This is a genomic window from Streptomyces sp. CB02414 (genome assembly GCF_001905385.1).
Classification (GTDB): domain Bacteria; phylum Actinomycetota; class Actinomycetes; order Streptomycetales; family Streptomycetaceae; genus Streptomyces.
The window spans coordinates 334,045-358,820 of sequence record NZ_LIPF01000001.1; the positions used below are offsets into that span (position 1 = coordinate 334,045).

Annotated in this window: 19 protein-coding genes; 8 read left to right on the plus strand and 11 right to left on the minus strand. The window is 73.2% G+C overall.

All coding sequences use genetic code 11. From position 1 onward, the window contains the following. Positions 1-47 precede the first annotated feature (47 nt). The 7 genes from murD to rsmH form a co-directional block, all read right to left on the minus strand. The gene (gene murD, locus AMK11_RS01530; RefSeq protein ID WP_079187244.1) at positions 48-1,454 is read right to left on the minus strand and encodes a UDP-N-acetylmuramoyl-L-alanine--D-glutamate ligase; all 1,407 of its coding nucleotides are present in this window, start codon (positions 1,452-1,454) and stop codon (positions 48-50) included. Positions 1,455-1,465: 11 nt separating this feature from the next. Then, positions 1,466-2,557 carry a phospho-N-acetylmuramoyl-pentapeptide-transferase gene (gene mraY / locus AMK11_RS01535; protein WP_073723842.1) on the minus strand — a complete coding sequence of 364 codons (1,092 nt, stop codon included), beginning with the start codon at positions 2,555-2,557 and terminating at the stop codon, positions 1,466-1,468. Beyond that, positions 2,557-3,972 carry a UDP-N-acetylmuramoyl-tripeptide--D-alanyl-D-alanine ligase gene (locus AMK11_RS01540; RefSeq protein WP_073721984.1) on the minus strand — a complete coding sequence of 472 codons (1,416 nt, stop codon included), beginning with the start codon at positions 3,970-3,972 and terminating at the stop codon, positions 2,557-2,559. The genes mraY and AMK11_RS01540 overlap by 1 nt, the downstream gene beginning before the upstream one ends. A gap of 49 nt (positions 3,973-4,021) precedes the next feature. Further along, the gene (locus AMK11_RS01545; RefSeq protein WP_073721986.1) at positions 4,022-5,542 is read right to left on the minus strand and encodes a UDP-N-acetylmuramoyl-L-alanyl-D-glutamate--2,6-diaminopimelate ligase; all 1,521 of its coding nucleotides are present in this window, start codon (positions 5,540-5,542) and stop codon (positions 4,022-4,024) included. Between the two features lie 194 nt (positions 5,543-5,736). Beyond that, entirely contained in the window at positions 5,737-7,704 is a 1,968-nt protein-coding gene (locus AMK11_RS01550) for a peptidoglycan D,D-transpeptidase FtsI family protein (protein ID WP_079187156.1), read from the minus strand. Further along, a complete protein-coding gene (locus AMK11_RS01555; RefSeq protein WP_073721988.1) occupies positions 7,701-8,234 on the minus strand; it encodes a septum formation initiator family protein in 534 nt (177 codons plus the stop codon). Before AMK11_RS01555 ends, AMK11_RS01550 begins: the two co-directional genes overlap by 4 nt. A gap of 25 nt (positions 8,235-8,259) precedes the next feature. After that, positions 8,260-9,216, minus strand: coding sequence for a 16S rRNA (cytosine(1402)-N(4))-methyltransferase RsmH (gene rsmH, locus AMK11_RS01560; RefSeq protein ID WP_073721990.1), 957 nt, complete (start codon positions 9,214-9,216; stop codon positions 8,260-8,262). 428 nt (positions 9,217-9,644) lie between these two features. Here rsmH and AMK11_RS01565 point away from each other — a divergent pair, with 428 nt between their 5' ends. The 4 genes from AMK11_RS01565 (at position 9,645) to AMK11_RS01580 (ending at position 15,403) form a co-directional block, all read left to right on the plus strand. Further along, a complete protein-coding gene (locus AMK11_RS01565; protein WP_079187157.1) occupies positions 9,645-10,193 on the plus strand; it encodes a beta-class carbonic anhydrase in 549 nt (182 codons plus the stop codon). 248 nt (positions 10,194-10,441) lie between these two features. Continuing rightward, positions 10,442-11,482: an AAA family ATPase gene (locus AMK11_RS01570; protein ID WP_073721994.1), complete on the plus strand. Its 1,041-nt coding sequence runs from the start codon at positions 10,442-10,444 to the stop codon at positions 11,480-11,482. Beyond that, a complete protein-coding gene (locus AMK11_RS01575; RefSeq protein ID WP_073721996.1) occupies positions 11,482-12,849 on the plus strand; it encodes a DUF58 domain-containing protein in 1,368 nt (455 codons plus the stop codon). The genes AMK11_RS01570 and AMK11_RS01575 overlap by 1 nt, the downstream gene beginning before the upstream one ends. A 163-nt stretch (positions 12,850-13,012) precedes the next feature. Continuing rightward, positions 13,013-15,403, plus strand: a complete 2,391-nt coding sequence (locus AMK11_RS01580) for a transglutaminase family protein (protein WP_073721998.1) — start codon at positions 13,013-13,015, stop codon at positions 15,401-15,403. Between the two features lie 134 nt (positions 15,404-15,537). On the opposite strand, the gene AMK11_RS01585 is transcribed toward AMK11_RS01580, so the two are convergent. The 3 genes from AMK11_RS01585 to AMK11_RS01595 all read right to left on the minus strand — a co-directional run bounded on the left by AMK11_RS01585 (position 15,538) and on the right by AMK11_RS01595 (position 18,047). Further along, a complete protein-coding gene (locus AMK11_RS01585; RefSeq protein ID WP_073722000.1) occupies positions 15,538-15,939 on the minus strand; it encodes a spore wall synthesis complex protein in 402 nt (133 codons plus the stop codon). Between the two features lie 278 nt (positions 15,940-16,217). After that, on the minus strand, positions 16,218-17,045 hold the full coding sequence (locus AMK11_RS01590) for a class I SAM-dependent methyltransferase (RefSeq protein ID WP_073722002.1): 828 nt from the start codon (positions 17,043-17,045) through the stop codon (positions 16,218-16,220). A gap of 369 nt (positions 17,046-17,414) precedes the next feature. After that, positions 17,415-18,047: an SAV_6107 family HEPN domain-containing protein gene (locus AMK11_RS01595; RefSeq protein WP_073722004.1), complete on the minus strand. Its 633-nt coding sequence runs from the start codon at positions 18,045-18,047 to the stop codon at positions 17,415-17,417. Positions 18,048-18,222: 175 nt separating this feature from the next. Between AMK11_RS01595 and AMK11_RS01600 the strand changes: the two genes are divergently transcribed. The 4 genes from AMK11_RS01600 to AMK11_RS01615 all read left to right on the plus strand — a co-directional run bounded on the left by AMK11_RS01600 (position 18,223) and on the right by AMK11_RS01615 (position 23,733). Beyond that, positions 18,223-19,017, plus strand: coding sequence for an ATP-binding cassette domain-containing protein (locus tag AMK11_RS01600; RefSeq protein ID WP_073722006.1), 795 nt, complete (start codon positions 18,223-18,225; stop codon positions 19,015-19,017). Continuing rightward, on the plus strand, positions 18,989-21,073 hold the full coding sequence (locus tag AMK11_RS01605) for a YhgE/Pip family protein (protein WP_073722008.1): 2,085 nt from the start codon (positions 18,989-18,991) through the stop codon (positions 21,071-21,073). The genes AMK11_RS01600 and AMK11_RS01605 overlap by 29 nt, the downstream gene beginning before the upstream one ends. 55 nt (positions 21,074-21,128) lie before the next feature. After that, positions 21,129-21,758: a TetR/AcrR family transcriptional regulator gene (locus tag AMK11_RS01610; RefSeq protein WP_073722010.1), complete on the plus strand. Its 630-nt coding sequence runs from the start codon at positions 21,129-21,131 to the stop codon at positions 21,756-21,758. Between the two features lie 466 nt (positions 21,759-22,224). Continuing rightward, the gene (locus tag AMK11_RS01615) at positions 22,225-23,733 is read left to right on the plus strand and encodes a phytoene desaturase family protein (RefSeq protein WP_073722012.1); all 1,509 of its coding nucleotides are present in this window, start codon (positions 22,225-22,227) and stop codon (positions 23,731-23,733) included. A 37-nt stretch (positions 23,734-23,770) separates the two neighbouring features. Here AMK11_RS01615 and AMK11_RS01620 read toward each other — a convergent pair whose 3' ends face one another. Next, positions 23,771-24,751 carry an SCO2102 family sporulation regulator gene (locus AMK11_RS01620; protein WP_073722014.1) on the minus strand — a complete coding sequence of 327 codons (981 nt, stop codon included), beginning with the start codon at positions 24,749-24,751 and terminating at the stop codon, positions 23,771-23,773. Positions 24,752-24,776: the final 25 nt, after the last annotated feature.

The window sequence follows — 24,776 nt, forward strand, 5'->3', positions numbered from 1 at the left end:
GTCCCACGCGTCCCTCCCGAGATCACCCGGCGCAGGAGACGGCCGGGTCAGGCGCCGAGTTCGCGAACGGCCTGTGCGAACGCGTCGCCGCGCTTGTTGTAGTTGGTGAACATGTCCATGGAGGCACAGGCCGGGGCCAGCAGCACCGTGTCGCCGGGCCGGGCGAGTCGCTGCGCCTCCTGGACTGCCTGGAGCATCGCACCAGTGTCGGTCCGGTCGAGGTCGACCACGGGTACCTCGGGGGCGTGTCGCGCCAGGGCTTCGCGGATCAGCGCGCGGTCGGCGCCGATGAGTACGGCACCGCGCAGCCGCTTCGCCGCACCCGCGACCAGCTCGTCGAAGGTGGCGCCCTTGGCCAGTCCGCCCGCGATCCAGACGATCGACTCGTAGGCGGCCAGGGACGCCTCGGTGGCGTGGGTGTTGGTGGCCTTGGAGTCGTCCACGTACGCCACGCCGTCGACGTCGGCGACGTGGGCGATGCGGTGGGCGTCGGGGGTGAAGGCGCGCAGCCCGTCCCGTACGGCCGCGGCGGGGACGCCGAAGGCGCGGGCGAGGGCGGCGGCGGCGAGCGCGTTGGCGATGTTGTGCGGGGCCGGCGGGTTGACGTCGGAGACCTCGGCGAGCTCCTGGGCGTTCTTGTGCCGGTCCTCGACGAAGGCGCGGTCGACCAGGATGCCGTCCACGACGCCGAGTTGGGAGGGCGCCGGGGAGCCGAGGGTGAAGCCGATCGCCCGGCAGCCCTCCTCGACGTCCGCCTCGCGGACCAGGTCCTCGGTGGCCTTGTCGGCGACGTTGTAGACGCAGGCCACGCGATTGCCCTCGTAGATACGGCCCTTGTCGGCGGCGTACGCCTCCATGGAGCCGTGCCAGTCGAGGTGGTCGGGGGCGAGGTTGAGGACGGCGGCCGAGTGGGCGCGCAGGGAGGGCGCCCAGTGGAGCTGGTAGCTGGACAGCTCCACGGCGAGGACGTCGTACTGCTCGTCGCCGGTGACCGCGTCCAGCAGGGAGACGCCGATGTTGCCGACGGCGGCGGTGCGCAGACCGGCCGCCTTCAGGATCGACGCGAGCATCTGGACGGTGGTGGTCTTGCCGTTGGTGCCGGTGACGGCCAGCCACGGCGCGGAGTCCGGGCGGCGCAGGCGCCAGGCCAGTTCGACGTCGCCCCAGACCGGGACGCCGGCCTGACCGGCCGCCGTGAACAGCGGCTTGGTGGGCTTCCAGCCGGGGGCGGTGACGATCAGCTCGGTGCCGTCGGGCAGCGTGTCCCCGTCGCCGAGGCGCACGGTGATGCCGAGCGCCTCCAACTCGGCCGCCTGCGCCCGCGCGCGCTCGTCCGCGCCGTCGTTGACGACGGTCACGCGCGCGCCGAGGCCGTGCAGGACCTTGGCCGCCGGAACACCGGAGACGCCGAGTCCGGCGACGGTGACGTGCTTGCCCTGGAATTCGAAAGGCACCGAGGAGTCGGTCACTTGTCCGCTGCCCATCCCGCGTAGAAGAGGCCCAGTCCGACGATCACACAGATGCCCTGAATGATCCAGAAACGGACCACGACAAGGACCTCGGACCAGCCTTTGAGTTCGAAGTGGTGCTGGAGTGGCGCCATTCTGAAGACGCGCTTGCCGGTGAGGCGGAAGGAGCCGACCTGGATGACCACCGACATGGTGATCAGGACGAACAGGCCGCCGAGGATGGCCATCAGCAGCTCGGTGCGCGAGCAGATCGCCAGACCCGCGAGCACACCGCCGAGCGCGAGCGAACCGGTGTCGCCCATGAAGATCTTGGCCGGCGAGGTGTTCCACCACAGGAAGCCGAGGCAGGCGCCCATCAGGGCCGAGGAGACCACCGCGAGGTCGAGAGGGTCTCTCACCTCGTAGCAGGCGCCCGGGTTGGTCAGGGTCAGCGCGTTGGCGCAGGACTCCTGGAACTGCCAGACGCCGATGAAAGTGTAGGCGCCGAAGACCAGGACGGAGGCGCCGGTGGCCAGGCCGTCGAGGCCGTCGGTCAGGTTCACGCCGTTCGACATCGCGAGGATCATGAACAGCGCCCAGATGACGAACAGCACCGGGCCGATCGACCAGCCGAAGTCGGTGATGAACGACAGCTTGGTGGACGCGGGCGTGTTGCCGCGGTTGTCCGCGAACTGAAGCGAGAGCACGGCGAAGGCGATGCCGACGATGAGCTGGCCGGCCATCTTCGCCTTGGCCCGCAGACCCAGCGAACGCCTCTTGACGATCTTGATGTAGTCGTCGAGGAAGCCGACCAGGCCCATGCCCACCATCAGGCCGAGCACCAGCAGACCGGAGAAGGTCGGCGCCGCGTCCGCCTTCGGGTCCAGGTAGCTGGTGATGACCTTGGCGAGGAAGTAGGCGGCGACCGTCGCCAGGATGAAGGCGATACCACCCATGGTCGGCGTACCGCGCTTGCTGGCGTGCTCGCGCGGTCCGTCGTCGCGGATGTACTGGCCGTAGCCCTTGCGGGCCAGCAGCTTGATCAGCAGCGGGGTGCCGACCAGCGTCAGGAACAGGCCGATGACGCCCGCGAACAGGATCTGCTTCATCATCGGGCGGCAACCTCACCCTCGGCGCCGGTCTCGAGCAGCGCCGCGGCGACGCTCTCCAGACCCACCGAACGGGACGCCTTCACGAGCACGACGTCCCCCGGGCGCAGCTCGCTGCGCAACAGGTCGACCGCCGCCTGTGCGTCGGACACGTGCACCGACTCCTCACCCCACGAACCCTCGTTATATGCGCCCAGTTGCAGCCATCGGGCTTCCCTGCCCCCGACCGCGACGAGCTTGCTGACGTTGAGCCGGACGGCGAGCCGTCCGACCGCGTCGTGCTCGGCGAGCGCCTCGTCCCCGAGCTCGGCCATCTTGCCGAGCACCGCCCACGTACGACGCCCCTTCCCCATGGCGACGAGCGCACGCAGCGCGGCCTTCATGGACTCGGGGTTCGCGTTGTAGGCGTCGTTGACGACCGTCACGCCGTCCGGGCGCTCGGTGACCTCCATCCGCCAGCGGGAGAGGGAGCCCGCCTCGGAGAGCGCGGTGGCGATCTCGTCTGCGGACATGCCCAACTCGTGGGCGACGGCGGCCGCGGCGAGCGCGTTCGACACGTGGTGCTCACCGTACAGGCGCATGGTCACATCGCTTGCACCGGAGGGTGTGTGAAGCCTGAAGGAGGGCTGTCCGCTGTCCGTGAGTCGCACGTTCTCGGCGCGAACGTCCGCTTCGTCGGACTCTCCGAAAAGGATCACCTTCGCCTTCGTTCGGGAGGCCATGGCCCGTACCAATGCGTCGTCCGCGTTGAGGATCGCGGTGCCGCCCTCCTCGGCCGGCGGCAGCGCCTCGACGAGTTCGCCCTTGGCCTGGGCGATCTGCTCGCGGCCGCCGAACTCCCCGATGTGCGCGGAGCCGACGTTGAGGACGAGGCCGATCCGCGGTGGGGTCAGTTCGCAGAGGTACCGGATGTGGCCGATGCCGCGGGCGCCCATCTCCAGGACCAGGAACCTGGTCTCCTCGGTGGCGGTGAGCGCGGTGAGCGGCAGCCCGACCTCGTTGTTCATGGAGCCGGGTGTGAAGACCGTGGGCGCCTTGCGGCGCAGCACCTGGGCGATCAGGTCCTTGGTGCTGGTCTTGCCGGCGGACCCGGTGAGGGCCACGAGGGTGGCGCCGAGGCGTCGTACGACGTGCCGGGCGAGGGCACCGAGGGCGGCCTGGACGTCGTCCACGACGATCGCGGGCACGCCGACGGGGCGGGAGCCGAGCACGGCCACCGCGCCCGCCTCGACGACCGCCGGCGCGTAGTCGTGGCCGTCCACCCGCTCGCCGACGAAGGCGACGAAGAGGCAGCCGGGCCCCGCTTCCCGCGAGTCCCGGACGACCGGCCCGGTGACCTGCGCGGACGCGTCCGGTATGTCGTGCATCCGCCCGCCGACGACTTCTGCGATCTCGGCGAGAGAGAGGGTGATCACAAGTTCGTCCCCTGGATCAGGATCAGGATCGGCTGGATCATTCGGGATCTCATCCCTGGGCTTTCTGGATGGCTTCGCGCAGCACCTGGCGGTCGTCGAAGGGACGGACCACTCCGGCGATGTCCTGGCCCTGCTCGTGGCCCTTGCCCGCGACCAGCACGGTGTCGCCGGGCCGGGCCCGGGCGACGGCGGCGGCGATGGCGGCGGCCCGGTCCTCGAAGACCTGGACCTCGCCGCGCTCGTGAGCGGGCACGGACGCCGCGCCCTGGAGCATGGTGGCGAGGATCGCGAGGGGGTCCTCGGAGCGGGGGTTGTCGGAGGTCAGTACGGCGGTGTCGGCGAACCGGGCCACGGCGGCGCCCATCGGCTCCCGCTTGGTGGTGTCCCGGTCGCCGCCGCAGCCGAGCACGGCGTGCAGCTTGCCCTCGGTGACCTTGCGCAGGGCGCGCAGGACGGACTCGACGGCGTCGGTCTTGTGGGCGTAGTCGACCACCGCGAGGTACGGCTGGCCCTCGTCCACGCGCTCCAGGCGGCCCGGCACGCCGGGGACGGCGGCGATGCCGTCGGCGGCGGTCTGCGGGTCGAGGCCGGCAGCGGCGAGGGAGACGATCGCGGCGAGGGTGTTCGCCACGTTGAACGGTCCGGCCAGCGGCGACTTGGCGGCGATCCGCTCGCCCTTCGGCCCGAGCACGGTGAACGTCGAGTCCAGCGGCCCGACCTCGACCTCGTCGGCGCGCCAGTCGGCGTCCGGGTGGCCCTCAGCGGAGTAGGTGACGACCGGGACGGTGGCCTCGTTCGCGAGGCGGCGCCCGTACTCGTCGTCCACGTTGACCACGCCGAGCTTGCTGCGCCGCGGCGTGAAGAGCTGCGCCTTGGCCTGGAAGTAGTCCTCCATGCCGGAGTGGAACTCCATGTGCTCCGGGCTGAGGTTGGTGAAGACCGCGATGTCGAAGACGCAGGCGTCGACGCGGCCGAGCACCAGGGCGTGGCTGGAGACCTCCATGGCGACCGCGTCGGTGCCGCGCTCGCGCATCACCGCGAACAGCGCCTGGAGGTCGGTGGCCTCGGGCGTGGTGCGCTCGGACTTGATGCGCTCGTCGCCGATGCGCATCTCGACCGTGCCGATCAGGCCGGTGGACTTCGCCGTGCGCAGGCCGCCCTCGACGAGGTAGGCGGTGGTGGTCTTGCCGGAGGTGCCGGTGATGCCGATCTGGAGGAGGTCCCGGCCCGGGTGGCCGTAGATCGTGGCCGCCAGCTCGCCCATCCGCGCGCGCGGGCTGTCGACGACCAGCGCCGGCAGACCGGCGGCGGCGACGCGCTCGGCGCCGGACGGGTCGGTGAGCACGGCGACGGCGCCGAGGCCGGCGGCCTGGGTGGCGAAGTCGGCGCCGTGGAGGCGCGCTCCGGGCAGGGCGGCGTACAGGTCACCGGGGCGGACGGCGCGCGAGTCGTGGGTGATGCCCGTGACCCCGGCGGTGCTGTCCGGTGCGGTGACACCCAGCTGGTCGGCGAGTTCCGCGAGGGGTGTGGCGGAGATCCGCACCGGCCTGGGCGGTCCCGGGTAGGTCACGGGGTGGCCCTTCTGGGTGGTTTGGGACTGATCAGCGTGTGGCACGGCGGTGAGCGTACCGGGCGTACCCGCTTGCGGGCGAAGTGAGGTGGGGGCGCTGCTCTGGTTCCCGGGATCGGGGGTGATCGTTGTCACGGGTGGTTCCTGGTGGCTCGGTACTGCGTCGGCGCCGGCTCGGTGGGGGCCCGGCGGGGTCAGGGTTTGAAGGTGACCGGGAGGTTCGCCGGGGCGGCCCCGGTCGGCGGGACCTGGAGGGTCTTCAGGGCGAACTCCATGACCTGCTTGTAGATGGGGCCGCAGATCTGACCGCCGAAGTAGCTGCCCTCCGTGGCGTTCTGGATGGCGCAGTAGACGGTGACCCGCGGCTTGTCGGCGGGGGCGAACCCGGCGAACGACGACGTGTAGCCGTGGTACTTGCCGGTGGCCGGATCCACTCGGTTGGCCGTTCCGGTCTTGCCCGCGACGCGGTAGCCGGGGATCTGCGCCTTGTTGCCGGTGCCTTCCTCGTCGTCGACCACGGACTCCAGCATCCGCGCGAGGGTCTTCGCGGTCTTCTCGCTGATCACGCGGGTCTTCTCTGGCTCGGGGGCCGGGGTGAAGCGGCCGTCCTCCCCCTTGGTGCCGCGCACGAGCGTGGGGTCGACGCGGACGCCGCCGTTGGCGACGGTCGAGTAGATGGAGGCCGCCTGGAGCGCGTTGATGGAGACGCCCTGGCCGAAAGGAATCGTGTACTGCTGCGAGGTCGACCACTGGTCCGGCGGCGCGAGGATGCCCTTGGTCTCACCGGGGAAGCCGAGCCCGCTGTAGCTGCCGAGGCCGAACTTGCGCATGTAGGAGTAGAGGACCTTGTTCGCCTCGGCCTGCGTCTTGCCGAGCTCGCCGGTGGCCATGATGGTGCCGATGTTGCTGGACTTGGCGAGCACACCGTTGAGCGTGAGGTACCAGGTCGGGTGGTCGACGTCGTCTTTGAAGAGCCGGTCGCCGCGCTTGAGCCGGTTGGGCACGGTGATGTGGGTCATCGGCGTGGCCGCGTTCTCCTCCAGCACCGCCGCCATCGACAGCACCTTGGCGGTGGAGCCCGGTTCGAAGGCGTCCTGGAGGGCGGCGTTGCCCAGCGCGTCCGGGTCGGCGTGGGCGAGGTCGCCCGGGTCGAAGCCGGGCGAGTTGGCCATGGCGAGGATCTCGCCGGTGGCGGTGTCCTGGACGATGACGTAGCCGCCGTCCGCCTTGGACTTCTCCACCTGCTCGCTGATGGCGTGCTGCGCGGCCCACTGGATGTCGCGGTCGATGGTGAGCTCGACGTCCTTGCCGGGCACGGCGGGCGTCTCGGTGGAACCGGCGGTGGGCACCTGGCGGCCACCGGACTGGGCGTAGCGGATCTTGCCGTCCTCGCCGGCCAGCGTCTTGTTCAGCTTCCGCTCCAGGCCGCCGCCGCCCTTGCCGTCGGCGCCGACCCAGCCGAGGATGCCGGCGGCGAGGTCGCCGCCCGGGTACACGCGCTTGCTGCTGGGATCGGCGAAGACGCCCGCGAGGACGTTGACCACGGACTTGTCCGTCTCCGCCTTCTTGGCGAGCGCGGTCTTCAGGTCCTTGATCTGGTTCCAGACCTGCGGGGTCTCCCGCCGGGCGAGACGGACGTAGCGCAGCTCCTTGTTCTCCGGGCGGAGCTGTTCGGCCAGGTCCTTCTGCTCCTCGCCGAGGATCGGCGCGAGGAGCGCCGCGGCCTGCTCGGGACCGTCGCCTACCTTCAGCTGCTCGCGGGTGAACATCGTGGGGTCGGCGGTGATGTCGTAGGCGTCCACGGTGGTCGCGAGGGCCACGCCGTTGCGGTCGGTGATGCCGCCGCGCTCGGCGGGCAGGGTGTGGACGACGTAGCGGTTCTGCTCGGCCTTGGCGGTGTACGTGCCGGCGTCGACGGCCTGCACCTGGAGCAGCCGTACGACGAAGGCCGTCATCACCAGGGTCAGCGCGAGGCCGATCATGCGCAGACGCGGGCGGGGGCTGCCCAGCCGGATGGTGCTGGGCGCGGCCGGCCGGGGCGGTCCGGGCCTGCGGGCGGGCCGGGCGCCGGGGCCGGGCTGCCGTCGCGCGCCGGGGCGGACGGGCCTGGCGGGTCCGGGCACGCGGCGGCGCGGCGGTTCCCTGTCGGACACTTCCGTCACCTGCCGGGGGTCGGGGTCGGGGTGGGCGTCGCCGCGGCGGTGGGGGTGGCCGCTGGGGTGGGGGTGGTGGGGGCCGGGCCGGACGGCTCGCTGCCGGGAGAGGCGGTGGTGGGCGGCGCGGTCAGCGCCTCGGGGGCGATGACCAGCGGGGTGGCCGGGGTGGGCGCGGGGCTGGGCGAGCCCTTGACGGTGCCGTCGGGGGCGAGGAAGGCGGGGTCGCCGCCGGGCACCATGCCCAGCTCGCGGGCGCGGCGCTGCAGGGCGCGGGGGGCGGAGTAGGCGTCGATGTCCCGCTGGAGCGCCTGTTCCTCGTCGGTGAGCTCCTTGGTCTGCTGCTTCAGGTCGTCCAGCTGGAACGAGCCCTCGCTCAGCGCGGAGTTGAGGACGAGGAGCCCGATGAGCCCGCCGCCGAGGAGGACGACCACCAGGAGGACGAAGGGAGCCCGGGCGGCCCGGCCGCGTCTGGTCCCGGGCGGGAAGAGCTTGGCCAGCCGGGCCGCCCTCCCCTTCAGTTCGGGTTTACGGCTCATCGGCCCTCCCCCTGCCTCACTCGTTTCACCCGATGGACTCCCTGATGCGCTCGGCTCCGCGCAGCCGCGCGGGTGCCGCTCGCCGGTTCTCGGCGATCTCCTCCTCGGTGGGAAGTTCGGCACCGCGCGTGAGCAGCTTGAGCCGGGGCGCGTAGCGTTCGGGGACGACCGGGAGTCCGGGCGGCGCGGTGTTGGCGGCGCCGGCCGCGAACACCTGCTTGACCAGGCGGTCCTCCAGGGAGTGGTACGACAGCACGGCGATCCGTCCACCCACGCCGAGCGCCTCCACGGCGGCCGGGATCGCCCGCTCCAGGACGGACAGCTCGCCGTTGACCTCGATCCGCAGGGCCTGGAAGGTGCGCTTGGCCGGGTTGCCGCCGGTGCGCTTGGCGGCCTGCGGCAGCGCCGCGCGGATCAGCTCCACGAGCCGGGCGCTGTTGCTGAACGGCTCCTTCTCGCGTTCCCGGACGATCGCGGACACGATCCGCTTGGCCTGCTTCTCCTCGCCGTACGCCCGCAGGATGCGGACCAGTTCGCCCGGCGGGTAGGTGTTGAGGACCTCGGCGGCGCTCATGCCGGTCGTCTGGTCCATGCGCATGTCGAGCGGGGCGTCCTGGGCGTAGGCGAAGCCGCGGTCGGCCTCGTCGAGCTGCATGGAGGAGACGCCGAGGTCGAAGAGGACGCCCTGGACGCGGGGGACGCCGAGCCGGTCGAGTACGTCGGGCAGCTCGTCGTAGACGGCGTGCACCAGGGTGGCGCGCTCACCGTACGGGGCGAGCCGCTCGCCGGACAGGCGCAGGGCCTCCTTGTCCCGGTCGAGGGCGACCAGCCGGGCCTCGGGGAAGCGGGCGAGGAGCGCCTCGCTGTGCCCGCCGAGTCCGAGCGTGCAGTCGACGACCACGGCGCCCGGCTCCTTCAGGGCGGGCGCCAGCAGGTCCAGGCACCGCTGGAGCATCACCGGGACGTGTCGACTCTGGCTCAAGTGGGACGGCCTCTCAGGTCCGGCACGGCGTCACGCACCGCCGGGTCCCCTCCCGCTCGCTCGTGAAGGGGAGTCCTGCCGGCGCCGGAAGCGTCGGCCGGCCGGGAGCGGGAGGAGGCCGAGCCGTACGTACGCGCCGCGCACGTGGGGAGAACTGGCGGGACTTCGCCCAGGTCTCCGGGGTTTTCAGTCCAGCAGGGAGAGCCTCGCCTCCCGCTTCGCGTCACTTTAGTCCACCCTGTCGCCCGGTCAATCAACCGGCCTGCGCGTCGCGGAGGCCGGCGCCCACGAATCGTCGCGGGAGGGTACTTCACCCGTGTGGAGGCGGCCGTGCGGGTCTGTGGAGTGGCTCACAACAAGCCGCGATGGCGTTCTTTGTCCGCCTTCCCGAGGGGTCCGGCGCGACGGTGACCAGTAACGTCATGGTTATGACGACTTCTGCATCGGCTCCCACAGACTCCGGGTCCACCGCCGCCGGCGACGGTTCCGTCACCGACCGGCTCGTCGAGGCGAACGGGCGCTACGCCGACGCGTTCTCCGACCCCGGGATGGACGCCCGCCCCGTCCAGCGCGTCGCCGTAGTGGCCTGCATGGACGCCCGTCTCGACCTGCACCGCGCCCTCGGTCTGAACCTGGGTGACTGCCACACCATCCGCAACGCGGGCGGTGTCGTCACCGACGACGTGATCCGCTCGCTCACCATCAGCCAGCGGGCGCTCGGCACGCGCAGCGTGGTCCTCATCCACCACACCAACTGCGGCATGGAGTCCCTCACCGAGGACTTCCGGCACGACCTGGAGCTGGAGGTCGGCCAGCGTCCCGCGTGGGCGGTCGAGTCCTTCCGGGACGTCGACCAGGACGTCCGGCAGTCGATCGAGCGGGTGCGCACCTCGCCGTTCCTGCTGCACATCGAGGACGTGCGCGGCTTCGTCTTCGACGTGAAGACGGGCCGGCTGCGCGAGGTCACCCCCGCCTGACCCCGGGCACCGTTGCCGCGCGCAAGCTCCGCAAAGGCCGTAAGGCGCGACATATCGCGGCCAGTTGTCCACAGGCGAGTGACACGAATCGGTAACGGCGGCAAGAATGCGGGAAGTGGTGTCGTGCGGAACCTTTTCCGCACGGCGTCCGTGATGAGGGGTGGGCCGGTCCGCGGATACGGGCCGGCCCGGCAAGCTGGGGTACCCCCGCTTCCCAGGGAGCGCGGGGAAAGGCCGAGGAGGGCCGGGTGACGACCTATGACGATCGAGCGAGCCTCACTGACATGACCGCGGTGGTCGAGCGCGTACGCGGTTCGGTGGAGGACGTGATCGAGGGCAAGCCCGAGGTCGTACGGCTCTCGCTGACCGTGCTGCTCGCCGAGGGACACCTGCTGATCGAGGACGTCCCGGGAGTCGGCAAGACCATGCTGGCCAAGGCGCTGGCGCGGTCCATCGACTGCTCCGTGCGCCGGATCCAGTTCACGCCGGACCTGTTGCCCTCGGACATCACCGGGGTGTCCATCTGGGACCAGCAGCGCCGGGACTTCGAGTTCAAGCCGGGCGCGATCTTCGCCCAGGTGGTGATCGGCGACGAGATCAACCGCGCCTCGCCGAAGACGCAGTCGGCGCTGCTGGAGTCGATGGAGGAGCGCCAGGTCACCATCGACGGGCAGACCTACGAGCTGCCCAGCCCCTTCATGGTGGTGGCGACGCAGAACCCGGTCGAGATGGAGGGCACGTACCCGCTGCCGGAGGCCCAGCGCGACCGCTTCATGGCGCGGGTCTCCATCGGTTACCCCAGCGCGGACGCCGAGCTGCGGATGCTCGACGTGCACGGCGGTGTGAACCCGCTGGACGACCTGCAGCCGGTGGCGCACGCGGACGAGATCCTCAAGCTGATCGAGGCGGTCCGGCGCGTCCACGTCGCGGAGCCGGTCCGGCGGTACGCCGTCGACCTGGTCGCCGCCACCCGCACCCACCCGGACCTCAGACTCGGCGCCTCGCCGCGCGCCACGCTGCATCTGCTGCGCGCGGCGAAGGCGTCCGCCGCGCTGAGCGGCCGGGAGTACGCGCTGCCGGACGATGTGCAGGCCCTCGCGGTGGCCGTCCTGGCCCACCGCCTGCTGCCCACCGCCCAGGCACAGCTGGGCCGCCGCACCTCCGAGCAGGTCGTGCAGGAGATCCTGCAGCGCACCCCGGTGCCCGCGGCGCCCCAGCAGCAGACGGGTGGCTACGGCATGGGCCACGGCATGCCGGCGTACGGTCAGCAGCCGCCGCGGAGGCTGTGATGGAGGCCGGGGGGACGGACCGGCCGGAGGACGACCGGGACGGGGGCGGCGGCATCCGCACCGCCCTGACGGGCCTGACCACTCGTGGGCGCTCCTTCCTGGCCGCCGGCATCGCCGCCGCGGTCTGCGCGTACGTCCTCGGGCAGAGCGATCTGCTCCGCGTCGGTCTGCTGCTGGGCGTGCTGCCCCTGGTCTGCGCGACGGTGCTCTACCGCACGCGCTACCGGGTGGCGGGCAGCCGCCGGCTGTCCCCCGCGCGGGTGCCCGCGGGCAGCGAGGCCCGGGTCCACCTGCGCGTCGACAACGTCTCGCGGCTGCCCACCGGCCTGCTGATGCTCCAGGACCGGGTGCCGTACGTACTCGGCCCGCGCCCCCGCTTCGTCCTCGACCGGGTCGAGCCGGGCGGCCGCCGCGAGGTGTCCTACCGGGTCCGCTCGGACCTGCGCGGCCGCTATCCGCTGGGTCCGCTGCAACTGCGCCTGACCGACCCGTTCGGCCTGTGCGAGCTGACCCGCTCCTTCTCGACGTACGACACCCTGACCGTGACCCCGCGGGTGGAGGCGTTGCCTCCGGTGCGGCTGAGCGGGGAGGCGAAAGGGTACGGCGAGGGGCGGCAGCGCTCGCTCGCCCTCGCCGGCGACGACGACGTGATCCCGCGCGGGTACCGGTACGGCGACGACCTGCGCCGCGTGCACTGGCGGTCCACCGCGCGGTACGGCGAGCTGATGGTGCGCCGCGAGGAGCAGCCGCAGCGCGCCCGCTGCACGGTGCTGCTGGACACCCGGGGTGGCGCCTTCGACGGCGCGGGCCCCGATTCGGCCTTCGAGTGGGCGGTGTCGGGAGCGGCGTCCGTGCTGGTGCACATGCTGGAGCGAGGTTTCTCCGTCCGGCTGCTCACGGACACCGGCGACTCGGTGCCCGGCGAGGGCGCCGACGGTTTCGCGGGCGCGAGCCAGGGCACGGCCGACGCGGCGGGGCTGATGATGGACTCCCTCGCGGTGATCGACCACTCCGACGGCACGGGCCTGTCCCTGGCGTACGACGTGCTGCGCGGTGGGAACGAGGGGCTGCTGGTGGCGTTCTTCGGCGACCTGGACGAGGAGCAGGCGACGGTGGTCGCCAGGATGCGGCAGCGCAGCGGCGGCGCGGTCGCCTTCGTCCTGGCCCCCCAGAGCTGGGCCCGGGAACCGGTCGGCGCACCCGGTCCGTTGGACAGGAGCGAGGAACGGCTGCGGATGCTCCGCGAGGCCGGCTGGACCGCCGTGCACGTCCCCCGGGGCGCCTCCCTGGAGGACCTGTGGCGCCTGGCGGACCGCGAGCGCACCGGCCTGGCGACGGCGAGCGGCGGGGAGGGGGCGGCGCGATGAGCGGACAGGCACGGGGAAGCCGGCCAGCGTGGAGGCCACCGCTCCCCGACGGCGACGAGCGGACACGGGCGGTGCTATGCGACGCGCCGACCGGACGACACCACCACCCGGCGGACCGCGGGCGCGCCGCCGCGGTGACGGCGGGCGGCAGGGAGGGGGCGCGATGAGTGGGCGGGCGCGAGTGGCGCTGTGTGCGTGGGCGGCCACCCTGATGACGGCGTGCGCGTTGCTGCCCCTGGTCGATCCGGCCACCTGGATCCTGCAGGCCGCGTTCCTGCTGGCGGTCCAGTCCGGGGTGGGCGCGGCCGCCCGCCGGGTGCCGCTGGCCCGGCCGCTGACCATCGCCGCGCAGGCCCTGGTCACGCTGGTGCTCCTGACCCTGGTCTTCGCCCGGCAGCAGGCGTTCGCCGGGCTGGTCCCCGGCCCGCAGGCCTTCCAGCGCTTCGCCGACCTGCTGCAACAGGGCGGCGACGACATCGCCCGGTACGCGATCCCGGCCCCGCTGGAGTCGGACGGCATCCGGCTGATGCTGGTCGGCGGTGTCCTCGTGATCGGGCTGCTGGTGGACACGCTGGCGGTGACCTTCCGCAGCGCCGCACCGGCCGGACTGCCGCTGCTCGCCCTCTACTCGGTGGCCGCGGGGCTGTCCGAGGGCGGCGCCGACTGGCTGTGGTTCCTGGTCGCCGCGGTCGGCTATCTGATGCTGCTGCTGGCCGAGGGGCGTGACCGGCTCTCCCAGTGGGGCAGAGTCTTCGCCGGCGCACCACGCGGCCCGGGCGCGGAGCAGGGCGGCGCGGTCGCCCCGGTCCGCACCGGGCGGCGTATCGGCGCGTTCGCGCTGGGCATCGCCCTGGTGGCACCGCTCGCCCTGCCCACGATGAACGGCGGGCTGCTGGACAGCTCCAACACGGGCGTCGGCTCCGGCACCGGGGGCGGCGGCACGATCTCCGCGGTGAACCCCCTCGTCTCCCTGCGCGACAGCCTCAACGTCGACGAGAACCGGCAGGTCCTCTCCCTCGAGACCGACTCGGGCGACATATCGAACCTGTACCTGCGCATCGTGTCCCTGGACGACTTCGACGGCACCACCTGGAAGCCGTCCAAGCGGCACATCACGGCGGTGCCGGACGGCACGTTCCCGACCCCGGTCGGCCTCGGCCCGGACACCAGGCGCACGGAGACCCGGACCACGATCACGGCCGCCGACTGGTACGCCCAGGACTGGCTGCCGATGCCGTATCCGCCGAGCGGCGTCCGCGTCCCCGGCAACTGGCGCTACGAACCCGTGGGCATGACCCTGGTCGGCGACCACGGCCAGAACACGCGCGGGCTCACCTATCAGGTGCGGAGTCTCGACGTGCAGCCGACGGCGGAACAGCTCGCCGCGGCACCGCCGCCGTCGGCGGCCCTGAAGCGGGAGTACACGGAACTGCCGGACTCACTGCCCGACGTGGTCTCCCAGACCGCCCGCGACGTCACCGCCGGCGCGGCGAACCCCTACGAGCAGGCGGTCCGGCTCCAGGAGTACTTCGCGGTCAACGGCGGTTTCGAGTACGACACCCAGGTGGAGGTCGGCAGCGGCTCGCGGGCGATCGCCCGGTTCCTGAAGGACAAGGAGGGCTTCTGCGTCCACTTCTCCTTCGCCATGGCGGCGATGGCCCGCTCCCTGGACATTCCGGCCAGGGTCGCGGTCGGCTTCGCACCGGGCACCCCGCAGGCGGACGGTTCGGTGTCGGTGGGGCTGCGGGACGCGCACGCCTGGCCGGAGGTCTACTTCGAGGGCGTGGGCTGGACCCGCTTCGAGCCGACGCCGACGCGCGGCTCGACGCCGTCGTACACCGTGACCGACACGCCGGGCAGCTCGGTGCCCGACCCGGCGCTGCCGTCCCGGAACCCGCAGACGGAGCCGTCGGCGGCCCCCTCGGTCAGCGAGAGCTGCTCGGCCGAGCTGAAGAGGGTGCAGGGGTGCGCGAGCGAGTCCGCCGCCGCCGCGCCGGTCACGGGCGGCAACGGCACGAAGTGGTACACGGTCCTCGCCTGGGCCGTCGGCGGCCTGGCGGTCCTGCTGGCCCCGCTCGCCCCGCTGCTGTGGCGACTGCGCATCCGGTCGGTGCGGCTGGGGGCGCACGGCCGCGCCGAGGCGGACGCGGGACCGCACACCCTGGCGGTCTGGCAGGAACTGACCGACACGGCGTGGGACCTCGGGATCCTGCCGGACGATTCGCAGACCCCGCGCAAGGCGGCGGCCCGGATCGTGCGGCTCGGACACCTCGACCCGGCGGCGGCCGCTGCGGTGCACCGGGTGGCGGACGCGGTGGAGCAGGTCCTCTACGCTCCCCGCCCGCGCCTGACGGCGGGCCTCACGGAGGACGTCCTCCGGGCGAGCGCCGGTCTCCGGGCCGGGGTCGGGCGCCGCACGCGGTTGCGCGCACGGTTCGCCCCTCGTTCGACCGTACGGGTGGCCTGGGCGGTGTCGGCCCGGTGGGCGGCCGCGAAGCGGCGGGTCGTGGCGGCCCGGCCGACGTTGCGGAAGACCTCGGGGCAGCAGAGCTGAGCCGGCGGGTCAGGCGGCAAGGGCACCAACATGCGAGGCGGGGCCGGGGCACCGGCCCAGACGTGCGTGTGAGGGGGGACCACCGGTCGGTGGTCCCCCCTCACACGGATGTCCTGGTGAGCGGTTGCCCGCGGCTACTGGCCGCCCTGCTGCTCATCCCGGCGCCGCTGCCAGCGCTCGTCGATGCGATCCATCATGGAACGCTTCTGTTTTCCCTGGTGGCGCGCCTGCGGGCCGGTGCCCGCAGCCGGTTGCTCGCCCGGCTTCGGGGCCTTGCGCCAGCCGGTCACGGCGAGAACCGCACAGCCCAGCATGACCAGGAAGCCCACCACACTGAGCCAGACCTGCTGGGCGACCATACCGGCCATGAGGAGCGCAATACCTACGAGGAAGCCCGCGACCGCCTGGTAGACCCGTCGCCGGGTGTACGTACGCAGCCCGCTTCCCTCGAGCGCTGTCGCGAACTTGGGATCTTCGGCGTACAGCGCTCGCTCCATTTGCTCGAGCATGCGCTGCTCGTGCTCCGAGAGCGGCACGGAGTCCTCCTCATCGTGCAGTCGCCGGGGCGACCCGGGGGGGTCCCTTCAGGATAGGCAGGGAATCGCCCCCGTGAAACCCGCCCCTCTACGCCAATTGGCCAACCGGTCTCCGTCATGGCCGTGCCGGCTCGCTGAAGTTCCCATTCCCCAGCGGCCGACCCGTCATGCCGGGCGGTCTCCCTCGATCATACGGCGACTGGCCCCCGTTCGGGGGGCCTGTGGCGTACTCCATGTGCAGTCGCGCCCCTGATCAGCGCCGTACCCCACCGGGCGGCTCAGTCCTCCTGGGCCCCTCGCGTCTCACCGAGCACGTGGAGCTGGGTGGCCACGGAGTGGAAGGCGGCGAGTTCGGCGGCCGCGGCCTCCAGTTCCAGCAGTGCGTCGATGGCACCCGGCTCGGTGTCCACCAGGACTCCGGGCACGAGGTCGGCGAAGACACGGACACCGTGCACGGCGCCCACCCGGAGCCCCGCGGCCTCGACCAGGCCGGTGAGCTGTCCGGCGGTGAACCGGCGCGGCACGGGGTCGCCCTCGCCCCAGCGGCCGTCCGGGTCACCGAGGGCCTGCCGGGCCTCCGTGAAGTGGCCCGCGAGGGCACGCGCCAGCACGGCTCCGCCGAGACCCGCGGCGAGCAGGCTGAGGACGCCCTCGGGACGCAGCGCCGCGACCACGTTGCGCACGCCCTCGGCGGGGTCGTCCACGTACTCCAGGACGCCGTGACAGAGCACGACGTCGTAGCCGCCGCGCTCGACCACGTCGAAGAGGCCGCGGGCGTCTCCCTGGACACCTCGCACACGGTCGGCGACGTCGGCCTCGGCGGCCCGGCGTTCCAGGGCGAACAGGGCGTTGGGGCTCGGGTCGACGACGGTGACGCGGTGGCCGAGGCGGGCCGCGGGCACCGCGAAGTTGCCGCTGCCGCCACCGGTGTCCAGGACGTCCAGCGCCTGGCGGCCCGTGGCCTTGACCCGGCGGTCCAGGGCCGCTCGGAGGACGTCCCAGACCACGGCGGTCCTCAGGGCGGCGCGGGAACGGGAGGGCTCGGAGCGCGGCGACGCCGTGTGGGGGCGGTGGGGGGAGACGGGCGGGCGCATCGGGTCCGACACGGCAGTTGACTCCTCGGCGCGGCACCGCCTCGGCACGGGCGGAGCGAACGGGCTGCCGCCCCGGCGCGGGAGCGGTACGGGGCAGGCTTCAGGCGTCTCCCACCCTATTGCCTCCGGTACGGCGACCGGTCACCCCGTACCGCCCACGGCCTCGCGGACGGGCACGCGGGGCATGCGGGCAGGGGAGGCCCGGCGGACCGTGCCCCCGACGGACGCACCCGACGCGGGCCGGCGGTGCTCACTCCGCGAGCCGATCCACCAGCCCAGGCCTGCCCGGTCCCCGGCCCGGACACGGACCCGTGCGCCCGGCGGCCGCACGCGCCGGGCGCCGCGGCCCGGCGGGTGCGGCCGGTGTGGGCCGGGGAATGCTCAGCCCGCGTCCGGCAGGGGGCGGCCCGGCCCGGCGTTCCCGGCGCGGGACGGGGGGCCGGAACCCGGCCGGTCCGGACCGGGGGCGTCGGGACCGGTGCCGTCCGGGCCGGGGCCATCCGTGTCGGGGCGGGGCTGGGGCAGTACCGGCTGGAGGGCCAGCATCCGCTCCACCAGGCGCAGGAACATCGCGGCGTCGCGTATCAGGTCGTCGGCGTCCCGGCTGCCCGCCGCGCCCTGGATGCCCGCCTCGGCCCGCGCCCGGCGTGCGGCGCCGGAGGCGAACAGCGCGCTCCAGTCGGCGAGCTCGGGCGCGATCTCGGGCAGCACTTCCCAGGCGCTGCGGATGCGGGCCCGGGCCCGCGGGGTGGTCTCGGGCCGGCCCCGGGCGGCGAGCACGGCGGCTGCCGTGCGCAGGGCGGCGAGGTGGGCGGTCGCATAGCGCTCGTTCGGTGTCTCGAGGACGGTGGCTTCCTCGAGGCCGGCCCGCGCCTGGGCGAGCAGGCCGAGGGCGGCGGGCGGGGCGGTCGTCCGGCGGAGCACGGGGTGCACGTCGCTCGCCGGGCCGGTCAGTGAGGGTGCAGGGCCGGCTGTGCGGGGCCGCCGGGCGGCGGCTGCGGACGAGTGGGCCATGACGATCCTCCTGTCGTCTCCGTGACGGCACGCTCTGTAACGAGGTGCCGTATGTGCCCATCGTGAGGTATGCCACTGACAATCCGTTCTGACCTGCACTTTTGCCTCGATCGTAGGTTCGGGTTAGTTTTTGCACTGACCAGTCAGTTCAAAAGATGGCAAGGGGTGAGGCGGCGTGGACGGTCCGCACGGGCTCGCGGTGGAGGCCCGCGACTTCGGGCTGAGGGGACCACGCGGCTGGGTGTTCCGCGGCGTCCGCGTCGAGGCGGAGCCCGGCGCGCTGATCGCGGTGGAGGGGCCGTCCGGGTCGGGCCGCACCTGCCTGCTGCTCGCGCTCACCGGACGGATGAGGCCGACCGGCGGCACGGCGGTCGTGGGCGGGCTGCGGCTGCCCCGGCAGATGTCCGCCCTGCGCCGGACCAGCGCCCTCGCGCACGTACCGGGTGTCACCGATCTGGAGCCGTCCCTGACCGTCGCCGAGCACCTGCGCGAGCGGGCGCTGCTGCAGCGCCGCTTCGGCGACTCGGTGCGCGGCCTGCTGCTCCCGCGCGCGGAGCGGGCGGCGAAGGCACGGCTCCTGACCGACGCGGCACTGGAGGCGGCCGGTCTCGACCTGGAGACGCTGCCCAAGGGACCCCGTACCGCCGTACGGGACCTGGAGCGCACGGAGGCACTGCGGCTGTCGATCGCCCTCGCCTTGATCGGCCGCCCCCGGCTGCTCGGTGTCGACGACGCCGATCTCAAGCTGTCAGCCGCGGAGCGGGGCGAGATCTGGTCCCTGCTGGCGTCGGTCGCCGCGTCGGGCACGACGGTCGTCGCGGTGTGCAGCGAGGCACCCGCGGACGCGGTGACCGTCTCCACCGGCCCGGACACCGAGGCGGACGACGACACCGAGTCGGACGGCCCCGGAACTGACGACGACGCGACGAAGGAGGACGCCGATGCGCTCGCCGAAGCTGGCCGCGCTTGAGCTCAGGCGCTTCGGGCGCGGACGGCTGCCGCGGGCCGCCCTGGTGGCCCTGCTGTTGCTGCCCCTGCTCTACGGCGCCCTGTACCTGTGGTCGTTCTGGGACCCGTACGGCCGTCTGGACCGCATCCCCGTGGCGCTGGTCAACGACGACCGGGGAGCCACCGCTGACGGCCGCAGGCTCACGGCGGGCGACGACATCACCGCGGGGTTGCGCGAGAGCGAGGTCTTCGACTGGCACGAGGTGAGCGCCGTCGAGGCCCGGCGCGGCGTCGAGGACGGCACCTACTACCTGTCGCTCACCATGCCCGCGGACTTCAGCCGCCGCATCGCCTCCAGCGCGGGCGACTCGCCCGAGACCGGCGCTCTCCAGGTCCGTACGAACGACGCCAACAACTACATCGTCGGGCAGATCTCCCGGACGGTCTTCGCCGAGGTGCGCGAGGCGGCGTCCAGCAAGGCGTCGCGGTCGTTCCTCGACCGGATCTTCATCTCCTTCTCCGACATCCACGGGGAGACCGTGAAGGCGGCCAAGGGCGCGGACGAGCTCAAGGGCGGCATCGGCAAGGCGGAGAAGGGCGCCCGGGACCTCGCCGACGGGCTGAAGGACGCCGAGGACGGCAGCGGCGACCTGTCCAAGGGCCTGAAGAAGCTCGACACCAAGGCGGGCGACCTGGAGAAGGGCGCCAAGCAGGTCGCGGACGGCACCGGGAAGCTCGCCGAGAAGGTCAACGGCGCGGCCGGCCGGGTGGGCCCCTTCCTGGAGGACAACGAGAAGACCATCGGCGAGACCGCCCGGTTCGTCGCCGACTCCTCCGGCGCGCTCCGCGAGAACCTGGACGCCCTGGTCGAGAAGGCCCCCGCCGCGGCGAAGGACGCCCGCGCGGAGGCCGACACGCTGGCCGAGGTGTACCGGACGCGCTGCGAGGACCCGGCGCTCCCCGACGCCGCCTGCCCCGACCTCAAGAAGGCCAGGGACGCGGCGGCCGCCGTGGCGACGGTCGCCGAGGACGTCAGCGGCCTGGTCACCGACCGCGAGGAGGAGCTGAAGAAGCTCGACGGGAACCTGTCCGCCCTCGAGAAGCAGGCCCAGGCCCTCGCCGAGCGCGCCCCGAACCTCTCCGAGGACCTCGACGACGCCGTCAAGAAGGTCAACGACCTGAACACGGGCGCGGGAAAGGTCGCCGACGGCGCCGAGAAGCTCCACAAGGGCATCGGCACGGCCAAGACCGGCGCGAAGGACCTGGACGAGGGCGTCGGCAAGCTCCGCACCGGTGCCGACGACCTGAACGGCGGCATGTTCAAGCTGGCCGACGGCTCCGAGAAGCTCGCCGGCGGCCTGCACGACGGGGCCGGGCGGATCCCCGACTACGACGAGAAGGAGCGCGACGAGCGCACCGGGGTGATGGCGGACCCGGTCCGGCTGGCCTCCGATTCCCTGCACCGGGCGCCGAACTACGGCACCGGTTTCGCCCCGTACTTCATCCCGCTGTCCCTGTGGGTGGGCGCCATGGTGGCGTACATGCTGATCGCGCCGATGAACCGGCGGGCGCTCGCCGCGGGGGCGTCGGCCTGGCGGATCGCCCTGGCGGGCTGGCTGCCGGTGGTGGCGCTCGGCGTGCTCCAGACGGCGGCCCTGATGTCGGTGCTGCACTGGGCGGTCGGGCTGGAGATGGCCCGGGCGGCCGGGACGGTGGGCTTCCTGTTCCTGGTGACGGCGTGCTTCGCGGCGATCGTGCAGTGGCTGAACGCGCGCTTCGGGGCGGCGGGCCGCATCCTGGTGCTCGCGCTGCTCATGCTCCAGCTGACGTCCGCGGGCGGCACGTACCCCGTGCAGACCAGTCCGGGCTTCTTCAACGCGCTGCACCCCTTCCTGCCGATGAGCTACGTCGTCGAGGCCCTCAGGAGGCTCATCACGGGCGGCGGTCTCGAACCGGTGTGGCACGCGTGCGTGGTGCTCGCCGCGTTCACCGCGGCGGCCCTCGCGCTGACCGCCCTGTCGGCCCGCCGCCGGCAGGTGTGGACCGTCGACCGGCTGCACCCGGAGCTGACCCTGTGACCCCGGCGGGCCCTGCGGTGACGTACCGGGGGCGGGTGCTGTGACAATCGGGACCATGGAAAGCAGCAGCGCCACCTCGCACGGCAGCGGCCGCCGCGAGGCCACCCGGCAGAAGCTCTACGAGGCGGCCGTCACCCTCATCGCCGAGCAGGGCTTCTCCGCCACCACCGTGGACGAGATCGCCGAACGCGCCGGGGTCGCGAAGGGCACGGTGTACTACAACTTCGCCAGCAAGTCCGTCCTCTTCGAGGAGCTGCTGCGGCACGGTGTCGGTCTGCTGACCGCATCGCTGCGGGAGGCGGCCGAGCAGGCGGCGCGCGAGGGGCGGAGCCGGGTCGACGCCCTGGACGCGATGATCCGCGCGGGGCTCGTCTTCATCGACCGCTACCCGGCCTTCACCCAGCTGTACGTGGCCGAGCTGTGGCGCACCAACCGGGCCTGGCAGTCCACCCTGCTGGTGGTCCGCCAGGAGGCCGTCGCGGTGGTGGAGGGCGTGCTGCGCGACGGCGTGGCGGGCGGAGAGTTCAGCGACGAGATCGACGTGCCGCTGACCGCGGCCGCCCTGGTCGGCATGGTTCTGGTGGCCGCGCTGGACTGGAAGTCGTTCCAGCCGGAGCGTTCCCTGGACGACGTGCACTCGGCCCTGTCCCGGCTGCTCCAGGGGCGGGTGAGCGGCCGCCCCTGAGGCGCCGCGCACGAAGGCGCCGGTCCGGGACGGCCGCGTCCCCCGCGGGCCGCCGTCGGACCGGCGCCTTCTCGTACTCCCCCGTACGTCCCCCCGTGGGGACCCCCGTTCTCGGTCGTTCCCCCGGGCTCCCCCGTGCCTCGCTCCCGCCGACCGCGGCCGGCGGAAGGAGCGGATCGCGGGCCCGGCTCCGTTCCGGCACCCCGTGTCGCCGGTGCCGGAGCCGTGCCCCTCTCCGTGCCTCCACTCTCTCGTTCACGCAGGCCGGCCCCCATCCGCGCGCGTACTCATCTGAGGGAGTAGGTACGGGTACTCAGGCGTGCGCACCCCGGCTCATCACGGCGGCCGGCCGGCCGGGCACGCCCGCGCCCGTCGCGGTACTCAGCTCCGGCCCGGCACCCGTCGTCGCCGCAGGGCGCGGACCCTCGGGCCGGGATTGTCGGTGGCGGCGGATAAAGTCGCCGGCATGGCACGGATTGCGGTGATCGGCGCCGGGATGGGCGCGATGGCGGCCGCCGCCCGGCTGGCCGTCGCGGGCCACCGGGTGGCGGTGTACGAGCGGACGGCGACGTACGGAGGTGCGCTGCGCCGCTTCGAACGGGACGGGTTCTCCTTCGACACCGGCCCCGGTCTGCTGCCGCTGCCCGCGGTCTGGCGCGATCTGTTCGTCAAGACGGGCAAGGAGCCGCTGGAGTCCTGCGTCGAACTGGTCCAGGTCGACCCGTCCGCCCGCCACGTCTTCGCGGACGGCACGGACGTCTCCCTGCCGAACGCCTCGCGGGCCGGTGTCCTCGCGGCCCTGGACGCCGCGCTCGGCCCGGACGCCGGGCGGCGCTGGGGCGACTTCCTGGTGCGGGCCCGGGAGACCTGGGACCGCACGCGCCGCCCGCTCCTGGAGGAGCCGCTCTGGCCGAACTGGGAGGTGCTGGCCGAGCGCGAGCCCTACCCCGCGGTCCCGCACAAACGGCTGCTGCGCACCCGCCGGGCCGGCACCCTCGCCGAGGTCGGTGCCTGGGAGCTGCGGGACGCGCGGCTCGCCGCCCTGTTGGAGAGTCACGCCCTCGCCCGCGGCCTGGACCCCCGGACCGCGCCGGCCAACACCGCGGTGCTGCCGTACATGGAGTACGCGTTCGGCATGTGGTACGTGCGCGGTGGCGGTCTGCGGGAGCTGGCGCGGGCGGTGTACGAGCGGTGTCTGGCCCGCCGCGTCGAGTTCCGCTTCGGTACCGAGGTCACCGGAGTCGTCGAGAAGGACGGCCGGGCGGCGGGCGTGGAGCTGGCCGAAGGCGGCGTGGCGGAGGCGGAGTTCGTGGTCGCCGGGGTGGCGCCCGGGGTACTGGACCGCCTGTGCGGGGGCTCGCCGGTGCGGGGTGACGGGGAGGTGCCGGCGCAGCGCGGCGGGGCGAGCCGGCTGACGGTCCTGCTGGCGCTGCGGGGCGGCCGCCCCGAGGGGACGGCGCACCGGACGGTGGTGCACACGCCCGACCGCGAGGCCGAGTTGGAGGCGCTGTTCGGCACCACGCCCGGTATGACCGCGCGGCCGACGGTCACCGTCCTGCGGCCGGACGATCCGGCGCTGGTCCCGGGCCCGGACCACGAGGCGGTCATCCTGACCTCGGTGGTGCCCTCGGGCAGTGGGGCGGACGCGGGCAGGCACCAGGAGCACGCCGAGCGCCTCGTCCAGGCCGCCGAGCGTGCGATACCGGACCTGCGCGACCGTCTCCTGTGGCGCGAGGTGCGCACCCCGGCCGACGTGGCTGCGGCCACCGGGGAGACGGACGGCGCGGTGCCGGTGCCGTCCCTGGCGGGCACCGGCGGGCGCCTGCTGCACCCGGCGAACAGCACGCGCACCGAGGGGCTGTTCACGGTCGGCGGCTGGTCGCACCCCGGCGGCGGTCTGCCGCACGCGGGCATGTCGGGCGCGCTGGTCGCCGGACTCGTCGTGGAGGGACCGGAGTTCCGGGGCTCCCAGTGAGCGGCGGGCGCCCGGTCACCGGGCGCCGGAGGCACCGTCAGAAGCGGTACTGCTCGTCGTAGCCCTGGCTCTGCCCCTGCGGCCGGCCGTCGCCCTGGTAGGGGTACGTCTGCTCCGGGGGGAGTTCACCGCCGTAGGGGTCGTCGGTGCTGCGCTGCTGCGGCACCCAGACTCCGCCGGCCGGGGTCTCGCCGCCGTAGCCGCCGGCCGTGCCGGTGGCGTACGGGTCCTGCCCGTAGCCCTGCTGGCCGTACTGCTGCCCGCCCGACGTGTCGTAGCCGCCGGTGTCGTACGACGCCCCGCCGTAGGTGGGGGTGCCGATGTACGGGTCGGAGTAGGCGGCGTACTGCTGCTGGCCGCCGGTGTCGTACCCGTACCCCTGCTGGGTGTTGCCCGAGTAGTCGTAGGCGTAGGACGGGTCGGCGCCGTGCGCGGCGGCGGCCGGGGTCTGCTGGTCGGGACCGTAGCCGGTGTCGCCGTACACGCCGTAGGAACCGGTGTCGTCCGGCATGGGCAGCGGCTCGTAGACGGCGGTGGTCTCCGCCGCGCCCGGGTCGGCGGAGCGGGCCGGGGTGAAGACGTCGTCGCGCTCGTAGTCGTCGTGGCCGTACGAGGGGCCGCCGTCGCCCTGCGCTTGGTCGTCGTAGGTGTCACGGTCGCCGTAGGCCTCGTGTCCGGGGCCGGCCGCCTCGAGGCCGGAGACCTCCAACGTCGGTTCCTGGCGGCCGCGTTCGGGACGGGCGCGCCTGCCGACCAGGCTCGCCGGGGCGTTGACCGCCCAGCCGGCCTCGAAGCCGCGACGGAAGGACAGCGTCACGTAGGTCTGGCCGACCGCGAAGGCGGCGGCGCCGAGACCGATCACGATCACGTTGGACAGCAGCACACCGGCGACGACGCCGACGAAGCCGCCGAAGGCGAGCAGCCGCCAGCGCAGCCGCGCCTTGTACTGCAGCAGCACCTCACCGAGCAGCCACAGCGCGACGATGCCGAACGCGATGTAGAGGACCGTCCAGCCCATGTACGCCCCTCTCCCAGTGGCCGCA